The sequence below is a fragment of the Proteiniclasticum sp. genome, from assembly GCF_003514505.1.
Taxonomy (GTDB): Bacteria; Bacillota; Clostridia; order Clostridiales; family Clostridiaceae; genus Proteiniclasticum.
The window spans coordinates 1-17,255 of sequence record NZ_DOPX01000034.1; the positions used below are offsets into that span (position 1 = coordinate 1).

At 36.2% G+C, this 17,255-nt stretch carries 19 protein-coding genes; 11 read left to right on the forward strand and 8 right to left on the reverse strand.

The window, feature by feature from the left end; genetic code table 11:
* The first annotated feature begins 710 nt into the window (after positions 1-710).
* From DEF30_RS11955 to DEF30_RS11965, 3 genes are read left to right on the forward strand one after another with little or no spacing between them, the layout of a single operon-like run.
* Positions 711-992 carry a hypothetical protein gene (locus tag DEF30_RS11955; protein ID WP_294099733.1) on the forward strand — a complete coding sequence of 94 codons (282 nt, stop codon included), beginning with the start codon at positions 711-713 and terminating at the stop codon, positions 990-992.
* Positions 993-1,018: 26 nt separating this feature from the next.
* On the forward strand, positions 1,019-3,100 hold the full coding sequence (locus DEF30_RS11960; protein ID WP_294099734.1) for a hypothetical protein: 2,082 nt from the start codon (positions 1,019-1,021) through the stop codon (positions 3,098-3,100).
* A 2-nt stretch (positions 3,101-3,102) separates the two neighbouring features.
* The gene (locus tag DEF30_RS11965) at positions 3,103-3,747 is read left to right on the forward strand and encodes an ATP-binding cassette domain-containing protein (RefSeq protein WP_031577361.1); all 645 of its coding nucleotides are present in this window, start codon (positions 3,103-3,105) and stop codon (positions 3,745-3,747) included.
* A gap of 70 nt (positions 3,748-3,817) precedes the next feature.
* Here DEF30_RS11965 and DEF30_RS11970 read toward each other — a convergent pair whose 3' ends face one another.
* The 8 genes from DEF30_RS11970 to DEF30_RS12005 all read right to left on the reverse strand — a co-directional run bounded on the left by DEF30_RS11970 (position 3,818) and on the right by DEF30_RS12005 (position 10,231).
* Positions 3,818-4,195: a hypothetical protein gene (locus tag DEF30_RS11970; protein WP_294099740.1), complete on the reverse strand. Its 378-nt coding sequence runs from the start codon at positions 4,193-4,195 to the stop codon at positions 3,818-3,820.
* On the reverse strand, positions 4,182-4,742 hold the full coding sequence (locus DEF30_RS11975; RefSeq protein WP_294099742.1) for a DUF6036 family nucleotidyltransferase: 561 nt from the start codon (positions 4,740-4,742) through the stop codon (positions 4,182-4,184). The genes DEF30_RS11970 and DEF30_RS11975 overlap by 14 nt, the downstream gene beginning before the upstream one ends.
* 135 nt (positions 4,743-4,877) lie before the next feature.
* Positions 4,878-5,681 carry a DUF5677 domain-containing protein gene (locus DEF30_RS11980; protein WP_294099745.1) on the reverse strand — a complete coding sequence of 268 codons (804 nt, stop codon included), beginning with the start codon at positions 5,679-5,681 and terminating at the stop codon, positions 4,878-4,880.
* Positions 5,682-5,688: 7 nt separating this feature from the next.
* The gene (locus tag DEF30_RS11985; RefSeq protein ID WP_294099748.1) at positions 5,689-6,606 is read right to left on the reverse strand and encodes a BsuBI/PstI family type II restriction endonuclease; all 918 of its coding nucleotides are present in this window, start codon (positions 6,604-6,606) and stop codon (positions 5,689-5,691) included.
* Positions 6,599-8,089, reverse strand: coding sequence for an Eco57I restriction-modification methylase domain-containing protein (locus DEF30_RS11990; protein ID WP_294099749.1), 1,491 nt, complete (start codon positions 8,087-8,089; stop codon positions 6,599-6,601). Before DEF30_RS11990 ends, DEF30_RS11985 begins: the two co-directional genes overlap by 8 nt.
* A gap of 174 nt (positions 8,090-8,263) precedes the next feature.
* On the reverse strand, positions 8,264-8,935 hold the full coding sequence (locus tag DEF30_RS11995; protein ID WP_294099751.1) for a DUF4145 domain-containing protein: 672 nt from the start codon (positions 8,933-8,935) through the stop codon (positions 8,264-8,266).
* Positions 8,936-8,991: 56 nt separating this feature from the next.
* Positions 8,992-9,783 carry a hypothetical protein gene (locus tag DEF30_RS12000; protein ID WP_294099753.1) on the reverse strand — a complete coding sequence of 264 codons (792 nt, stop codon included), beginning with the start codon at positions 9,781-9,783 and terminating at the stop codon, positions 8,992-8,994.
* Complete coding sequence (locus tag DEF30_RS12005; protein WP_294099756.1) at positions 9,770-10,231, reverse strand: TFIIB-type zinc ribbon-containing protein; 462 nt, start codon at positions 10,229-10,231, stop codon at positions 9,770-9,772. The genes DEF30_RS12000 and DEF30_RS12005 overlap by 14 nt, the downstream gene beginning before the upstream one ends.
* Positions 10,232-10,645: 414 nt before the next feature.
* Here DEF30_RS12005 and DEF30_RS12010 point away from each other — a divergent pair, with 414 nt between their 5' ends.
* The 8 genes from DEF30_RS12010 to DEF30_RS12045 form a co-directional block, all read left to right on the forward strand.
* Positions 10,646-10,864, forward strand: coding sequence for a gamma-glutamylcyclotransferase (locus DEF30_RS12010; RefSeq protein ID WP_294099759.1), 219 nt, complete (start codon positions 10,646-10,648; stop codon positions 10,862-10,864).
* Positions 10,865-10,947: 83 nt separating this feature from the next.
* Entirely contained in the window at positions 10,948-11,445 is a 498-nt protein-coding gene (locus tag DEF30_RS12015) for a hypothetical protein (RefSeq protein ID WP_294099761.1), read from the forward strand.
* A gap of 71 nt (positions 11,446-11,516) precedes the next feature.
* Positions 11,517-11,876 (forward strand): hypothetical protein, encoded by a 360-nt coding sequence (locus DEF30_RS12020; RefSeq protein ID WP_294099764.1) that lies wholly within the window; start codon positions 11,517-11,519, stop codon positions 11,874-11,876.
* Between the two features lie 226 nt (positions 11,877-12,102).
* The gene (locus tag DEF30_RS12025; protein ID WP_366409644.1) at positions 12,103-12,501 is read left to right on the forward strand and encodes a hypothetical protein; all 399 of its coding nucleotides are present in this window, start codon (positions 12,103-12,105) and stop codon (positions 12,499-12,501) included.
* Entirely contained in the window at positions 12,491-13,012 is a 522-nt protein-coding gene (locus DEF30_RS12030) for a JAB domain-containing protein (protein ID WP_294099770.1), read from the forward strand. The genes DEF30_RS12025 and DEF30_RS12030 overlap by 11 nt, the downstream gene beginning before the upstream one ends.
* A 13-nt stretch (positions 13,013-13,025) precedes the next feature.
* The gene (locus tag DEF30_RS12035) at positions 13,026-13,316 is read left to right on the forward strand and encodes a DUF960 family protein (RefSeq protein ID WP_294099772.1); all 291 of its coding nucleotides are present in this window, start codon (positions 13,026-13,028) and stop codon (positions 13,314-13,316) included.
* Positions 13,317-15,002: 1,686 nt separating this feature from the next.
* Positions 15,003-16,853: a DUF927 domain-containing protein gene (locus DEF30_RS12040; RefSeq protein ID WP_294099774.1), complete on the forward strand. Its 1,851-nt coding sequence runs from the start codon at positions 15,003-15,005 to the stop codon at positions 16,851-16,853.
* Between the two features lie 163 nt (positions 16,854-17,016).
* On the forward strand, positions 17,017-17,255 hold a 239-nt coding region (locus DEF30_RS12045), incomplete at its 3' end, for a hypothetical protein (protein WP_294099776.1).

Consider the following 17,255-nt stretch of genomic DNA (forward strand, 5'->3'; position numbering starts at 1 on the left):
GACAACTATGCTAACACATAGGGGGAACTACAAACCTATGACTTTCAGATAGGGATATAGAGGAGGTGAGATAAGGAGTCCATTAAAGATATTAAAAGCTGGCGTAATATTCGGAGTCACACTGTATAAAATCATCAAAACTAATAAGTAGAGGAGGAAGAAAGATGGTAAAGTTCGTCATTGGAATGTTCCTAGGTCTAGCAGCAACAGTGGAAGTCAAGGCTGCTGAAAAGCGGTGGAAAAGAAATCGGCACAAAATACTGCAGTATATGATATGGATCTCACTCTTTCGCTTGAAATAGAAAGACTATGAGAATCATGGTGTATCACTGCAGATGAAAATCGGTCATAAATAATTGCATAGAAATACTGGATTTGGAGATGGTAGACATCAACAAAATCAAGGTGTTTGGAAATCTCATGAAAAATGTATACCGATAGTCATGGTAAGTGACTCCCTGCCATAGCTATCGGCATATCTACGCCGTTACTTGTGGTATGGTTCACCGTACCTATTCTATCGGCGTAATTTAATAAAACTTGAATGATTATATTAAGAAAATATAGATTCACAGAAAAGGTTTATAATATTTTAAATTTTCCAACATCTATTTGAATTCATAATGTTTTTATACTATAATGTATATAAATAATATTGGAGGCACAAAAATGAAAAAAGTTACAGGTTTTTTTGGGCTGCGGTTCTATTTATGGGTATTTCTGTATCTGCAATAACTTCAGTTACAGAAGGGACTACATGGACAAGGTATGGTAAAGTTACAACATCTGATTTGGGAAACAGAGCAAGGACAACGTATCAAATCCAGAGTTCAAATATTTCTGCACTCGCAGCCATTCATGTTCCCGGTCTTGGATGGAAGTATAAAAGCATATCTGGAAGTTCAGGATCCGTATATTATGATCATGTTTTTTATGGGTTTGACATAACAGGTGTACATACGCATGGGTATGAAGAAGCGATGATAAACTAAACTTGAGTTTGTAATGAGGAGTTTTTATGAAGAAAATCAGCTATTTTCTGATCATTCAGTTGGCAATTGCGACTACCTATCTGATTGTCACATCATTCAATATCAGATATACTTTTAACCTGGAAAATTTCTTGCATCCCGATTTTAAAGACGAGAGCACATATAGTTTCATGTTTGATGAGAGTATATTCACGTCAGTTTCTTCGGAAGAGTTTATGGAAACGTTGAAAAATGCTTCAGATGAAAATGAAGTGACCTTTCGTGTGATTGTAGGGTATTCTGACGAGATGAACAGAAATGTCATGGAGAACTATATCTATTCTTCTTCAGTGCAGATAGAGGATCTCTTTTACACTCAAAACGGCGATAGAATTTCCTGGAGCGACAGAAGTGAGTCTTCATATTATTCAACTAATAGAGAGGATTCTTCTGCAGTGACGATACAGATGCTTGATGAAAGCTACGCATCTGGGCGTCTCTATCCGCTTCTTTATTTCCGTCCACTACATCAGCTTTATGAACGTCCCCAAAAAGATTCTTATTACGTGGTCTATTTCTATGGGGAAGGAAGCAATATCAGAAAGGTTCGAGACGAAGTAGTAAATACCTATGGACAGATTCAGTCTTCACAATTTCTCAAGGTGGACGCTAAGACGTTTATGCCGGACGACTCTATTCGTCAAGGTGCTTTTCTCTCCGTAGGGATTGCACTGATTCTTCTCATCATTCTTATAGGCATCATCAATCAGCACCTCAAGGAAGTAAGCGTCAGAAAAATGATGGGACATTCCGATGTGCGGATACAGTGGCGTCTTTTAGGGAGATTTTTCCTGTCACTTCTACTTGTTTATATATTTACACTAGGAATAGCGTATTGGTTTTTTGTGGGCGATGCAGGAAACATCGGTACGGCTATTTACAAAGGTCAGCTCAAGATTTTAGGATACTTTGCTGCAGGTCTTCTAGCTGTGTTTATAGGTTCCTACGTCTATATCAGATATACTTCCTCTGCCATGTATCTCAAGAAAAAATCCACATACAAGATGCTTCTCTATGGAAACCTTGTTGTGAAGATTCTAATATTTATACTGGTAATCACCCCACTTCTTACGAAGCTGGAAGGCGGATATCGGTCCTTCAGAGATGTGATTTACAGAGAGAGAAAACACGATGCTGATCTCTATAGATACAATGTGAGTCTTGACATTCCAATGTCGGATTTTGATCGAATCATGAAAATGTTTGGGGATGCATTTGAGATATCAGAAAAAGAGAATGCAGTGCTCGCGGATTTCACTGATGCAGACTTGAGTCTGTTTGAAGAATTCGATGTGGAACTTGAACCGAATACGACATCCTCCATCGTGGTCAATACAGAGTATCTTAAGGACTATAAGATTCTTCGTGAAGATGGAACAGTTCTTGATCTGGAGACCTTACAGGGTAATACCATGCTGGTTCCACTTGAATTAAAGGGAAAACCTTTTACGACCATATCTCAGAAGGAATATCCAAAAGTTTATGTAGAGTTTCAGGATGCTTTCTATAATCCGGATATCAGTAAAAGAGATCACTTTAAAGTGAAAGATCCTATTGTCTTCTACACGAAGGAGTATGATGCTTCCGGTATGCAGACGCTTTATGGAGCTGTCTATTATAGTGATCTGGAAGGGCTGAGAGAGTCCTTTGAAGCAGCTGGGTATGGAGACGCTCTGCGGGTAACGGATCTTCGTCCGGTATATGATTTCTATATGGGTGAGTATAAGCAGGAAGCACTTGAAAGTCTGTACATTTTCGTGCTGTATCTCTCAGTGGTCCTGATACTTCTGTATGAGATCATATATCTTCATCTGGAAGAGAAAAGGCAGCTGATTTCGATTCAGTATCTGCTTGGAAAGTCTTATGGTGAGCGTTACAGGAATCTCTACCTGATGAGTCTTGTGTCCTATGCAGTATTGATCCCATACAGTCTGATCTTTCTGAAGGTATCGACTGTCAGTTTGCTGGTGCTATTCAGTATCCTGATTCTTCTGGAAATGATTCTAGTTTCAGGTCTGATCACACGATTTGAATCAACGGATATGGTGAAGACCATAAAAGGGGCGTAGTTATGGAAAATGTAATTTCAATTCAGGGACTAGAAAAGAATTTCGGTAAAAAGACGGTCTTTTCCGGGTTCAGCCTAGAAATTCCAGAAGGCAGTTTTACGGTGATTTCTGGCGCTTCAGGATCTGGAAAGTCCACGCTACTCAATATCATTGGGTTACTGGAAAAGAAAGGCAAAGGCGAAACGGTGCACTTTGGACAGAAGAATATCAAGCCCTTTTCAACAAAAGCGACGAATCTTCTGAAGGATAAAATCGGATATCTTTTTCAGAACTATGCTTTAGTCGATAATGCCACCGTAGAGTATAACCTGAAGCTTGCCATGGAAGGTCATGACACGAGCAAAGAAAATAACCGGGTAAAGGAAGTTCTGGAGGCAGTGGGACTCGCCGGATTTGAAAAGAAGAAAGTATATCAGTGTTCTGGGGGAGAGCAGCAGAGAGTGGCCATTGCAAGGCTGATGCTGAAGCCCTGCGAACTGATTCTGGCCGATGAACCTACAGGAAGCCTGGATCATGAGAATAAAATGAAAGTTGTAGATCTCTTGAAGGGATTTCAAAGAGCAGGGAAGACAGTGGTTCTTGTCACTCATGATGAGGATTTGATGCATCTGGGAGAACCTCTCATACGGATTGATCAAGTACCATAAAATAAGGCGAAATAAAAATCCATCTTTAAGGCTATAAAATGTCTTAAAGATGGATTTTTCGTTACAATATTTAAATTCTACCGATACCCGTTAAATCAAAATACACATTTCTCGCTCTAAAGGGACCGGGATTAGTCATTTGCAGTTTGAATTTTTCAAAATCGCTGATTCTTTTTGAATGATAGTAGGGGACTTCGAACCGAAGTATATTACTTCTAAGCCATTCAGGAACGGCTATCTTGTGAATCTGAAGATTGTAGTCGATAAGGGCTGCGACTTTTGTCAAAAAGTTCAGTTCATCTTTACTGCATAGTGATAAGTCCACAGGAATGAAAAGACTGTCTACGAAGTCTTTATTTTTGTGTTTAAGTAGTTCAAGAAGCTGATTTAAACTTGCATCAATATCCGGGTAATCATATAACTGCTGTAAATATTTATTTCCAATCATAACCCAAATCCTTTCCTAAATACCTTATAAAGTTTTGTTGTCTCTCACCAATGAGTGTCAAGGGGATATACTCTTCACATAAACGAAGTAATTCTTCTTTTGTCTTGATAGACAGGTCCTTGCATAGTAGATAGGCATCGATGAAATCCTTTGCTGGCTCTGGCCTTGCTGCCAAGATTTTCATAGCAAGAAGCTGTTTAGCAGAAGGTTTGAGTATCTTTAAGTTTGAGTAAACCTTATAGGTTTCTTTGTCTTCTTTTAGGATGGACTTTAGAGGTTCTTTAATTTCTTCGTTGATCCATCCTTCTGATAAATTGAATGCGAATTTAGTCATATCAAGTATGTAATTAAATAGCGTTTGATTTACTTCTGAAAATACACAGTCAATATCTCTTGTAGCAGGTCTATTGTCATAGACAATTGTCATTATTGAACCATCATAAACCGTAATCTCCAGTTGGAGCTGGTTTTCTTTTAATCGTTCATTCATGTATTCGAAAATATCAAGCAGTTTCTTTTTATCCATCATCTCTATGCTGTCCATCATCAGTGTAAATCCTCCTTTCTAATAGAGTTATTTATATTTTTACTATATCATATCCGAAAAGAGTAGAGTATTAATGTCCTTTATTTATGGTGCGATTCACCGTACACTACTTAACAGCGTCAAGAAGACGAGGTGCTAGTCCTCGTCTTCTTTTTTTAAGTAATTTTTAATATACATCTTGGTTTCTTCATCCAAAAGATTAAGTTCATGGTCTTCGATTTCTTTGAAAATCCTACTAATAGTGCTAAGAGATTCAAGCTGTATCATAATAGAGGTAGCTATATCTACTGCAAAGCTCTTCATTTCAGGACAACTATTTAAGCCTGTGATGTTGTCCTGCGCATCTACTATTAGGTAATCTTCCAAATTTCGAATATCAATATGTGTATCTGCACATAGGACGCTGTAAATTGTTTTATGAAACTGTTCAAAGTCAGATAATGAAGCCCACTTTGAAATCATTATTTCCTTTTGCTTGATTAACTTACTATTTCTTGCAAGGTCTTCGAGCTGGGGGTTGTTTTCTACTGTATGCTTATACTGTTCCATAAGAGGGCTGTTCTTTATACTATTATATAATCTCAATCTTTGTGCATTATCGTTGTCTATTAGTGAAAACACCTTTTCCTGATCTTTACATATTACATTCATTATAAACAAAGATTCGAGATTGTTTCGCATTAATGAACGAGCTTGCGAAGCCAATCCATTTTCATAGAGTATAAGAATAGCTTGGTATGTGTTTAGTATTTTGGTGAAAATAGTTGAAACAACTATTTCTGGAAAGGAGTCTTTACTAGGAGATATCTGATACATTTTTTTTATAGAATACTCATTTACCTTACGATAGTGTAATAATAAGTCGTTATACTTTATTAAGTCATCTTGAATAACATCTTGAATGTTACTACTTAGATATCCATTTGTGAAAAAACTCATAAACCACCTATCTAGGACCTAAGAACTTATCGCCGTTTAAGTGAATCATATGATTTGGAAGCTCCGCTATCCAAACTTCTGTTTCCCAAGCAAGTGAATCAGAAAACTTCTTATAAGTCTTGAAATCTAGAAATGCTGTAACAAAAATACGGCCTGATTTCATGTTCTGTGTTAGCTCTGTTATTTCTAGGATTCTCTTTGGATCCATTGGACCAACCGAGGTAACAGATTCTACAAAATATACCCAATCTTTGTCTTTTCGATAAAGCACCACATCAGGCATTTTGTCGTGTAATGTGATGCTAAAACCTAGTTCTTTAAGAATCTCGGTCTCTTTTACTAAGTCCTTTTTTACAGTATCCCCAACGTAAATACATTGGCTTTGTGGAGCAAATCGCGGGGCAAACTCTTCAATTATTGCTTTTTGTAGTTCGTTATGTTCTCCTGGAGAGAATGAGAGTTCGACTCCATTTATTTCAACTGGAATTTTCTCCATTACTTTTTTTGAAGCATAAATGTCGATTAATCTTTCATGAGTTTCTAAGAAACTTGACAGTGAATAGCTCCAATCATCTGAAGCATATGTGCGAAAAAGTTCAAGAGCTTCACCTGTAACACTATATCTATAATTTGGTGAGTTGGTTGCTTTACCATTATCTTCGATGATTGCTGCATTACGAAAGTGATGTATAGCTTGTTTACGAATAGTTTCTCTTGAATTTTCAGCGTAAATAATCTTATATTCTTCTTTTATAAATTCAATAATATCATGAATTCTGATCCATGAAGACTCGGCGTTGCTCCAAGAGCTTGTATCGTCAAGGGATAACATTGCAAGGAGAACTAAACAGCATAAATCACTCTGCTGTTTTTCGGGCATACCTATAGCTTTTAAAATTTCTCGAGCTTCTTCTATCTTACTCATATAACACTTCCTCTAATAATTTATCACAGTTGTAAACTGACAGATCTTTTGACTGTTTAAGTAGTTCCCCGAGTCTCTGTATTGTTGAGATACTTGGTAAAGGCAGAGTGTTTATTTCTGTTGAATTGACTTGAGTTGAGCCGTTCAGAATTCTATAGTATTCATCGTATATTGAAGAATTGAATATTACATAAAGCCCATATACTTCGCTAATCTCAAGCCCTGAACTATTAAAACTATCAATGAAGTTTAACTTATTTTGGGTACTTATATACTGGTAATCTGGGAAATCTTCAGCCAAGTATACAGAGCATTGAAGGCGTCTCTTCTCTTCTTTTGATGTAAAACGTTTAACAAACAAGTAGTTTCTATTTGCCTGAACCAGAGCAGGTTTTGAAGAATCAATGAACTCTAGACTACGACCTATAGGAAATTTAACTCTTCCAGATTGAAGATGCGCTGGGTAGAAGAGCGGAACAAAACCTTCTCCTTTCGTATCACTTAACTCTTCTTTACACCTAAAATCAACAGTTAGTCCTGTCTTCATTTTCATATTAAGTGATAATAGGTTAAACTTAAATTTACTTAATTTCTTGATAACAAGTAGATCACGTTTTGAAGAGAATAAAAATATATAACTATTTATTGAAGATACAACGGTACTGTAAGGAACCCTTAAAGTCTCAATACTGTGAAAATCACTGTTACCATTAGAAGTGCTTATTGAGATAGTTGAAGGTTCGATATGTGTTTTCCGTAGCTTAATTATGATTGTTTCTTGAAGGACTTTTTCATTATCAAAGACTTTATCTCTACTTTCGAATAAATGTATATGGTCAATTACTCCGTTTTTTAAAAGATATTCTCTAAAAGAACGGAAATAAGCACCAGATGTCCAGGATCTAGGAATAATATATACAAGCTGTCCCTCATCGATAAGGTTAAAAAGGCTCATCGCACTGAAAAGAAAATATAGATTAGGAGCTCCATGACATACTTCTTGCATCGCTTTGGCTTCGGGAGCATCTTTTGGGATTTTTTTGTATGGTGGATTACCTATAACTAAATCATACTTCTTAGAATCTGAATTATAATTAAAGGTCAAGTTGAAATCATCAAACTGGCTAAGAATATAATTCTTTTGAATAATAGTGTAACTTAACGGAACGATAGACTGCTCCTTCATTAAATCAAGCGAAGCATTTAATATAGGGATAATGGTTGGATCATTCTCATAACAAGTTACGTGAATATTTTTTAAGCCAGGAACTGTTTGAAGTCGATCAACAAGTGCAGCGGTCAAGATACCGGTACCTGCACCAGGGTCCAAAATTGAGAGAGTATCTTTTGAAGGAATTTCAAAGAGGCTAGCCATGAAAGCCGCAGTCTCAATCGAAGTAAAGAATTGACCTATCTGTTTTCTTTCTTTCTTCTCTCTAGAGTTTAGAAAAGTGGTAGTAATTTCATAAATTTTGTCTATCATAATTTCTCCAGTCAGTCATTTAGTCAGTGATATAGCTTTATCAGCCATAACTACAGCAAAATAATTATACCAATAAACCCATACAAATTAAAATTACCATCAAATTTAATCAATATTTGCAACTAAACGAGATAGACTAAATGAAATGCTGTATATTTGACAAAGATTTTATGACTAACTACTTCTTTGCTTAGCTTTAGCATCTTTTGCTTCTGCATCTTTTCTCGGCTTTTCAGGTAACATTTCATAAAGTTTTGCTAATTCTTTTGGCTCTGTGATTGCGTTATTCACTATATAGTTTAAGAGATAAAACATCTTTGATGCAATATAGTCTATATCTTCTTCATTCATTTCGCCCGGATGTACTGAGTTATTACCCGTAATTCGAACTGTATCAGCAGCTTTTATTATGCCACTTGAAAGAACTTTTTTCTCGACAAGAGATCGTATATCATTGTTAATGTTATCTCCTTTTTCACCGAGATGTTTACATAGTTTTTGCAAACCCAATCTAAGAAGGGCGGCCGCTGCCCTAGGTGATTTATTAAAAACCTGAGCTGCTTCATAGTATTCTCTTTTTACATCTTCAGGCATATCATGTGCCGGGGGAATTGATACTCCAGTATCAGGAAGGAGGAGTGTACCTTCATAGTTTTTGCTTTCTCCATAGGGAGTTGTGTCTATCCAAAGTGACGATTTACTGCACATTGCACACTGTGCCTCATAAATATTGTGTGTATCTATTTGAACAGTTCGTCTTAATGCATACCAACTCATGTGAGCATAAGCTCCGCAATAAGGGCAATTAAAGGCAGGATCTTTGAACTTGGGGATAACTCTTTCCATTTCAAACCTCCATATACTGAGACATTCTCTCTCGCATCTTAGCTTTTAAAGTATTATTAATTGATTATAGGTGTTAAGAATTGAATTAGTGCAGTTATTGCGGTGGTTAGTTCAATAGTTCCTTTAATTGCCTTAAGTCCACTAATTGCAGATTTTATGAATTTTGACCGTGGCTTTACTGCTGCTAATTCTTCTTGTATGACTTCTGTATTAACAATAAGATTCTCTTCATCCTCTGGTGAAAGGCCTTTAGCGTTCTGCTTAACAGTGTTAATAAGCTCGTTTAGTTTAGCGGTATCAATAATATCGTTATGGTTGATTGCATTTAGTGTTGAGTTATCATTTGAGATATTAACTTGTCCGTTTTGTGCGTTTATTAAATATGTAATTTTCTCATCAACTCCCATGTCAATTCCAATTTTTGTTAAGTATCTCTCGATATGGTGTATAAGTACCTTTACGACTCGGTCATTAAATCCCTTTATCTTATCTTGATATTTTGTTGATGATGAGTAACCAATAGCTATTCTGTGATAAACCTCAATGTTGTTGTCTACGATATAGTTTAGTATCGCGAAAATATTTCGTACTTCTTCTTCGTCAAGTGAACCAAGAGAGAAAATTAAGTCTCCGAAAGCAGCAGATATTTCTTTAAACTCAGTGGGTAAATCCTGATCACACTCGCCGCAACTTTCAATATATTTGGAAATCAACTCATTTGATTTAATAAAATATATGAACTTAGATAACACTGAGTTGTAATCGTTAAAATTAGCTTGCAATAATCTGTTGGAAATACTGTTAAAATCGTATGTTATTTTTCTTAATTCTGCTCTATTCAACTTCATAGTTTTTCACTCCACAAAAAGGACAGTAACATCCAGTTATTTTCAACATAGGTTTAACTTTTGCTTTTCGTTTACAGCAACGAAATGTTGTGACTTCAAGTGCATTAATACCTGATTGAATAGGACTTTCATGCGCGTGTTTAGGACACTTTCCAGCCTTTATGGTAAAAGGACCTTTCTTGAACTGTTTTTCCATCCTTTTTAGCTCATCATATATCATATCAACGGCTCTATTTTGTCCCATTGTTATGGCCAACTCAAGCACATCTTCTGTAATGTAGTTATCACTTGTTAAGCCGCAACTAGGGCAAAATAATGTTAAAACTCCATCGTCCATAATATCTTCGGGGGTAGCCTTAAAATGTGTTCCACAATGTGAGCATTGCAAAAGAATGTAACCCAAATCATCAGTTGGAATTGCAATTTCCATTTTAAAATCCTCGGTCATAAAATCTCCTTCGTATATTAAACTAGCTCCAATATTTTTCAGAAGGTCTTCCTTACCTCAGTTTCTTCTCATGTGTTTTAATGGTTATATTATATCAAAAAGTACTTATTATGTGAATAGAGATTATATTTCGATTTCAGATGATTTAATAAAGATGATTTATTGAATTGGGATAATTGTGTATTTACCCAATCATCAAATATATATTATTAAAATGATATTACATTTTATGATTTTCCTTTGACTAATTTAACAATGTATGATGCCATCCGCTAGCAGAGTTGCTTCTGTAGATTGAATGAGTTTGGTGCAGAGGTCGTAGAGGAATCCCAAAGATGTAGAAAGGTATAATACAACATGTCTTGAAGAGAATACACAAGTAGCTGTTTATTTGGGATAAAAAGGAGGGCGGATATGGATAGGTTTTTTAATCAAGATAAGTGTGACAGGTGTTATAAAGATCTTAAGGATGGAAGGACAATGTCAATGTTTAACTTACAGTGCATTTGCATAGAGTGTGCAGAAAAGGAGAGAGGGTTGAGTGAGTTCACAAAGGCGCAAGAAAGTGAATTAGAAGAAGTAAGAAAAGGTAACCTTAACTTTAAAGGTATTGGATTTCCAGAAGAAAAGTAGATTCGAAATTCTATGTAAATTTAGAATGAAAATTCGAACAAGTAATTATAACTCAAATTATAATTAAAAGGAGAATTAGAATTATGAATTCGATTAGCGAAGGTAATCTACATGATACTCAAGATGTGATTTCAAATGAAGACAATCAGCAGGTTGTGAGAAGAGCACACCCCATTTCACCCTCTAAGAAGCAGGAGGGTATCTTGAAATCTGGAATCCGGGTAGGAGGAGCTGTTCCGTCAAGAAGAAACAAAATCTCTCCCAAAAAGAAGGAGGAGTACATTCAGGGTGTCAATTCACAAGATTTCGACCCACAGGAACACGCAGAGAACAGTCAGGATCTTGAAAGTGACCTGAAGACAATCCTAGAAAGTAGACGGAAAATAGGGGGTTTTGCGAAAGAATTGCCAGATGTTCTAAAGCAGGAAGAAAAGAGAGAGAAGAAGAGGTTCACTGCCATGTTGGAACCCAAAACAGTAGATTTTTTGCAAGAACTGAAAGCAACAAGAAAAATCAGATCTGTGTCAGGTCTTCTAGAAACGGCTTTAGTAGAGTTTTTTCAGAAGTATAACTTGAAGTAAGTACATCAGATAGAGGGAGATCGCAAAAGCGGTCTCTCTTTTTTCATGCACAAAAAGAAAGGAGACATAAAATGATTAAATTAGGACATTCACGTGATATTGAAGCAGTACATCATCTACCTTCTGAGGTTGTTGAAGAAATTCTAGAGAACCTTAAAATTCTGGATGAAGAGTACGGGGAAGATAGAAATATTTCTGAAGATCTAGGTGGATATGTAGTGGTCATCACAAAAGATAGTGACCTCAAAGATCTTAGTTCATTAATCGGTGGAGACCTTAATAGCGAAGCGATACCAGAGTATGTAGACATAATCAGGTGTGCGACAAAAGAAGTTTTTACGATATCCTTGTTTCTTTGTGGCAGTGACTTCGGTATCATTGCTGTAATCCCATATACAATAACTCCCAAATATCTTTTAAGTTATGCCTAATTGACCCTAACTCTTAAGTGAGTTAGGGTTTTTACTTTCGAAAAATTCTAAAAGAAATTTTGAAGAGAAAATACGCGTAACACATTCAACGTTCATATAGACTTCATGACGAGAAAGATAGAAGAGAGTTACTGTGAGGAAATTCTGACTGGCTAAGAGTGAAGATAAATTTACACATGAAGTCACATGCGAAAAGTGTGTTGCTGAAAAGAAAGGAGAGATGGTAGTGGGAAAAACAGATAAAATCAAGCCTACAATCAAAGAGACAAAATACTGTAGCATTTTAGCTCAAGGTAAAGTATTTGATGGTGAGTACACATACTGTATAGAGAAGATTTTTGTAAAGGAACTGAGGCAAGATGAAATTAGGTTCAGCTTGTATAAGGATACGATGAATCAGGTTGAAAGGTACATCCCAAGGTCATTAGATGTTACAGAGAAAGAATTTTTGGAACTCTTTAAGGAGTCCATTAAGCATGGTGTTTTTTCAGAAGAACTGCTTATAAATCTAAAAACCGAACTTGTGAAGAAAAGGCAAGGAACTAAAAGACCAATTGAGAAGGAAGAAGTAGAACGTGAAGAATTAGAGGAAGTTCAAGAAGAGGTGCAAGAGAATGAAAAGTAGAGGTAAAGAATCTCCAAGATATGAGGTAGGGAATAGAAAGCAAGAAAGTGGAGAGAAAACAGGAGGTCTTCAGGCTAAAAGAATAGACGTGGTTTCTGTAAAACTCGTAAGAGAAAAGTCTTTCCTGTACAAAGAAAGAAAAGTGGGTAGCCCTAAAGAGGCGTACGAAATAGCAAAAGACATGCTTCAAGATAAAGATCGTGAAGTTCTTTTAGCTTGTTTTTTAAACACGAAGAACGAACCCATTGCTGTTAATGTAGTTTCAGTAGGATCTCTTAACAGTTCAATCATACATCCAAGAGAAATCTTTAAGGTTGCTCTTCTGTGTAACGCTGCAAGTTTTATTTTATTTCATAATCATCCTTCTGGAGGCGTTGAACCATCATCTGAAGATATAAGTGCTACACAACGAATTAAAGAATGTGGAGTATTTATGGGGATAAGTCTCATTGACCACATAATAGTTGGGGATGAAAAGTTTTACAGCATGTTGGAAAAAGGAATGTTATAAAGGGGAGAAGGTAATGTTCGATAGAGAAAGATATCTGACCAAAGGAGTTGCAAAAGAGATTGAAGTAGAAATGCAGATTTTACTTTGGAGTTTGGTTGATAACCTTCAACCGCCTAAAGATTACTTGCAAGTGTTTGAACTTTTAAAGTTAGCGAATGGAAGTACAAGAATTGTACATACCCAGGAAGAACCTGAGTACAGATCGGAAATTTCTGTAGACATAGAGGTATCTAAGGAACGTTTAAAGATCTTTATCATTGATAGTGGTGAGTACTCCACGATGTTGCTGTCAAGTGAATACTGAAAGATGAACACGAGCCACTTAATACTGCATATGATTAGGAGTTCAATAATCACTTTTAAAATAATTTTACAATTTCCGTATATATACGTATTATAAAGTTTACATAAACATAACATCATACTAAACTATAAGTAAAGAATAACAGGAGGTTAACACATGCCAGTAACATTTATGATAATAGCTGCAATCATCGGTTTTTTCAATGGGGTTTAAAGGGGATCTTCTTTGGTGCTTTGTTTCCTTTTGGTTGGAAGTTCATAAGCTACCTTGAAAATCAGGTATTCTATTTAACGACAATAGATAACTTCATTTGGTGGAAGTTTCTCATAAAACCTGTGCTAGCTTTAATGCTGGGAATTTTCTGTGCTCCATTCTACATCGGGAAATATCTTCTTGAACGATATGTAGCTAATGAATCCAACCCATCATGACATAATGTAGATAAACAATAGAATTGTCTGTTAAGAAAAGATCCTTCAGAATCAGGGGTCTTTTCTTTTTTTGTGATATGTTGACTGCTCAAAGTAAGAAAAAACCTGCCTATATGCAAATTTTGGGCATAAAGACAGGTTTATTTCGTGTGTTTAGGTTGTAGTTGTATCAGAAGTATAAATGGTTCTACTCAGTTCTTGAAAAAAGTGATCTCTCTCAAGAATTGCCTTCTGTACGTTCGGGCGTAAAGAAGAATGTTCGATCTGGATCTCGTTACAACAGAAAATAAATTCTATCGTTCTTACTTCCTTAGTTTTCATATCTTGCCTGCAATAATTACATTTCATAATGTTCACCCCCTCAATACTGAATTATGCTAGATATCTCAGAAAAGCATACACCCTTTAAAAAATTTCTTTGTTCCATTCTCTAAATACCAGTTAGCGTTAAAGAAAAACATTTAAACTCAGCATTTAGTAAATAGATGATCTGAATACTACGCCTGAAAGATGGCACTCTTTTGAAGAATCTGACTAAACAAGAATGCAGGAACAAAAAGAATAACGTGACCATGTATTGGGAAGGCTTTTGGAGGCAGGGGGACTTGTTTTGCGGAGTTTCCCTCTCTAAGTAGGGGAAACGTAAAAGGTGCACATGAATCTTCCGATGGGAGCCAATCAGTAATAGAAATCCCCAAAATCCCCTCTTTTTTTGGTGGAAAAGAAAAAAGCTGGAGGTTTTGTTTTAAGTATAACTTCCAGACAGGGGGAAATGGGGGAAATGGGGGAAATGGGGGAAATGCAATTCGATAAGGTGATGTGAAAATATATGGTATAAATATAAATATAAAGATAAATATAAATATAAATATTTAAAATAAGAGAATTAATTAGGTGTTTTTAAAAAATTCATATTTAAAATATTTTTTAAGTAAGATTAAAGAAAATGAGTCAATTATTAGAAAATGTTAATTAGAGTGATTAATTATCATCGATAATTCCGTACTCAATCCAAATTCACGGTAGAAAATCTTGAAAACTTTTTCCGAAGTGTTTTCAGGCTTGCAGAGAATTTTTGAGTAGATTTCCCATCAGAACAACAACAACTGATTGATAAAATTAAAAAAATATCAGGAATAATTAACGCTTTTGTATTTTAATGCGACCTACAATGATAAAGTGGTATTGATTTGCTTGGTTCATTATGCTTTAATAGCTTCAGTGATCACTAAATATTTAAGAAAGGAAGTAAAGCATGAATGCAAAAAAGAGTAAACCACAAAGAATATCCCTAAGACAAAATAACCGATGTACCAAATTGTATGAGAAAGACGGGAATGTTTATCTTACTGTTGATAAAGGAGAGGATAAGTACTGCTTTAGGTACATCGGGGTAACGAAGATCTATAAAAACTTAATAACCGGACAAGTAGAGATTGAACTGACTTACAACGATTTTGGCAAGACTAGGCAGATGAACTTTCCGCGAAGCATCCTTACAAGGCAAAAAATCATTACGGTATTACCTGAGCATGGGATAGATGTGTATGAAGAAAATAGCAAGGCCGTCCTTGAATGGCTACTTTACACAGAAGAAACGGCACCGATTGAGTTCTACCATACACATTTGGGCTGGCACAAGGTGAATCAGAACTTGGTGTATCTCCACAATGAGTGTATCAGTATTGAGGGCTTGCAGAGTAGATATAGAGGTATAACTGATTTAGGTCCGAAAGGATCTTTAGAGGAGTACAAAAACCTTCTGAATGAGGAAGTTTTGGGGAACTTGCAGTTGGAACTTGCCTGTTGCATTGGATTGTCAGCAATTCTGGTCTCATACTTGAAAGATTACATCTCCAATCATTTGTACACATTTCATTTCTACGGAGATAGTTCAACGGGAAAATCTCTAGCTGCGAGCTGCGCACTCAGTGCATATGCTAAGCCCACCAAAGCGCCTGATGGATTGATGCATACCTATTTAGATACCAACAATGGGATTTTTGCGACCTTGAAGAACAAGCATGGAATATGTTTCTGCTTGGATGAAAGTTCCAGTAGACAGCGAAGTGATCACACTTCACTGCTTTACAATGTAAGTGAAGGCCGCACAAAAACACGATCAACTGTTGAGGGAGATCCTAGAGAGGTTCAAAGTTTCTCTGGAATCTTGACGTCTACTGGAGAAAATCCACTTCTGGAAAGATCTTCACAAGCAAATGGGCTTAGAGTAAGAGTTATTGAGCTTACATTCGATCAGTGGACATCCAGTCCAGAGAATGCCATGAAAATTCGTGAAGGGGTTAGTTTAAACTGGGGGATTACAGCTCCCATACTTGCAAGGTATATCCTTGAGATTGGTAAAGAAGAAGTGATGCAACGATTCAATGATGCTAAACGCATTGTTATGGATAAGTTCATTAAATCTGATAAATTTCTTGACCGAATATCTGACATACTTGCTATAGTTTACCTCACTTCAGTTCTCTCTAAAGAGGCTTTTGATGTTCAGTTTAATTCTGATGGTGTTATTGGATTACTTGTGGAGTCAGAGATGGCTAAACTTGATGATCGAGACTTAGGTCAGAAATTCTATGAGTGTCTATTGGACTATGTTGTTAGCCACAGAAGTAACATTTATGTGTGGGAAAAAGATACACATTACGCAAAACTTCATCCGAACTTGCAGCAGATAGTCATTCCTAACCTTGTCGATGGGAGAGTCGATACTGTGAAAGGTGTACCACAATCTTTTGCAGTTAGGCCAAGTGTTATAGATGAAGTTGTACGTAAGAATAACTTTGCATCATCAAGGGTTGTGGTGAAGGCTCTTGATGATAAAGGATACTTGACGCTTGAAGAATATGAAGGAGGAGTGAAAAACTCTGTAAAGAGATGCCTGTATAAGAATGCACTAAGTTCAACAAGAGTTTATGAACTTCCAATCCAGAGTGATGAAATGGAAAAAGTTCAGCAGTTTATAAGCACTAATGAAGTTATTGAAAAAGAGAGACAAGTTAAACCGAAGACAGGTACTGTAAGAAAGAAAAGAAAAGGATCAATTCTTGATAGTTTTTTTAACGAGGATATTGAGGGGGAAGAATAATGTTTTATGAAAATCACTATATTTCAGACTATGAAATGGAGAATGGGGCATTAAGCCTCATCTACCATTGGGAGGATTTGCAAAGAGATCTGTTCGTTGCTGATGTCCTGTATAACTCTGCCTATTGCATGTTTAAATCTGAGAATAAAAGGAGTAGAAAATAATGGCTAAGATAAAAACTGAAAAGAAATCAGGAACACAATCAAGGAGAATCAGTGAAGAAGAGATTCGAGTTGGTAGCACATTACAAGACCCAGAAGAGTATGAAGAAGAAGACCCAGAAGAGTACGACGAAGAAGAAGACCCAGAAGAGTATGAAGAAGAAGACCCAGAAGAGTATGACGAAGAAGAAGACCCAGAAGAGTATGACGAAGAAGACACAGAAGAGTATGACGAAGAAGA

What these genes read in the sequence shown, in the direction of transcription:
- DEF30_RS11955 (WP_294099733.1), top strand. Translation starts at nt 711, where the DNA reads ATGGGTATTTCTGTATCTGCAATAACTTCAGTTACAGAAGGGACTACA.
- DEF30_RS11960 (WP_294099734.1), top strand. Translation starts at nt 1,019, where the DNA reads ATGAAGAAAATCAGCTATTTTCTGATCATTCAGTTGGCAATTGCGACT.
- DEF30_RS11965 (WP_031577361.1), top strand. Translation starts at nt 3,103, where the DNA reads ATGGAAAATGTAATTTCAATTCAGGGACTAGAAAAGAATTTCGGTAAA.
- DEF30_RS11970 (WP_294099740.1), bottom strand. Translation starts at nt 4,195, where the DNA reads ATGATTGGAAATAAATATTTACAGCAGTTATATGATTACCCGGATATT.
- DEF30_RS11975 (WP_294099742.1), bottom strand. Translation starts at nt 4,742, where the DNA reads ATGATGGACAGCATAGAGATGATGGATAAAAAGAAACTGCTTGATATT.
- DEF30_RS11980 (WP_294099745.1), bottom strand. Translation starts at nt 5,681, where the DNA reads ATGAGTTTTTTCACAAATGGATATCTAAGTAGTAACATTCAAGATGTT.
- DEF30_RS11985 (WP_294099748.1), bottom strand. Translation starts at nt 6,606, where the DNA reads ATGAGTAAGATAGAAGAAGCTCGAGAAATTTTAAAAGCTATAGGTATG.
- DEF30_RS11990 (WP_294099749.1), bottom strand. Translation starts at nt 8,089, where the DNA reads ATGATAGACAAAATTTATGAAATTACTACCACTTTTCTAAACTCTAGA.
- DEF30_RS11995 (WP_294099751.1), bottom strand. Translation starts at nt 8,935, where the DNA reads ATGGAAAGAGTTATCCCCAAGTTCAAAGATCCTGCCTTTAATTGCCCT.
- DEF30_RS12000 (WP_294099753.1), bottom strand. Translation starts at nt 9,783, where the DNA reads ATGAAGTTGAATAGAGCAGAATTAAGAAAAATAACATACGATTTTAAC.
- DEF30_RS12005 (WP_294099756.1), bottom strand. Translation starts at nt 10,231, where the DNA reads ATGACCGAGGATTTTAAAATGGAAATTGCAATTCCAACTGATGATTTG.
- DEF30_RS12010 (WP_294099759.1), top strand. Translation starts at nt 10,646, where the DNA reads ATGGATAGGTTTTTTAATCAAGATAAGTGTGACAGGTGTTATAAAGAT.
- DEF30_RS12015 (WP_294099761.1), top strand. Translation starts at nt 10,948, where the DNA reads ATGAATTCGATTAGCGAAGGTAATCTACATGATACTCAAGATGTGATT.
- DEF30_RS12020 (WP_294099764.1), top strand. Translation starts at nt 11,517, where the DNA reads ATGATTAAATTAGGACATTCACGTGATATTGAAGCAGTACATCATCTA.
- DEF30_RS12030 (WP_294099770.1), top strand. Translation starts at nt 12,491, where the DNA reads ATGAAAAGTAGAGGTAAAGAATCTCCAAGATATGAGGTAGGGAATAGA.
- DEF30_RS12035 (WP_294099772.1), top strand. Translation starts at nt 13,026, where the DNA reads ATGTTCGATAGAGAAAGATATCTGACCAAAGGAGTTGCAAAAGAGATT.
- DEF30_RS12040 (WP_294099774.1), top strand. Translation starts at nt 15,003, where the DNA reads ATGAATGCAAAAAAGAGTAAACCACAAAGAATATCCCTAAGACAAAAT.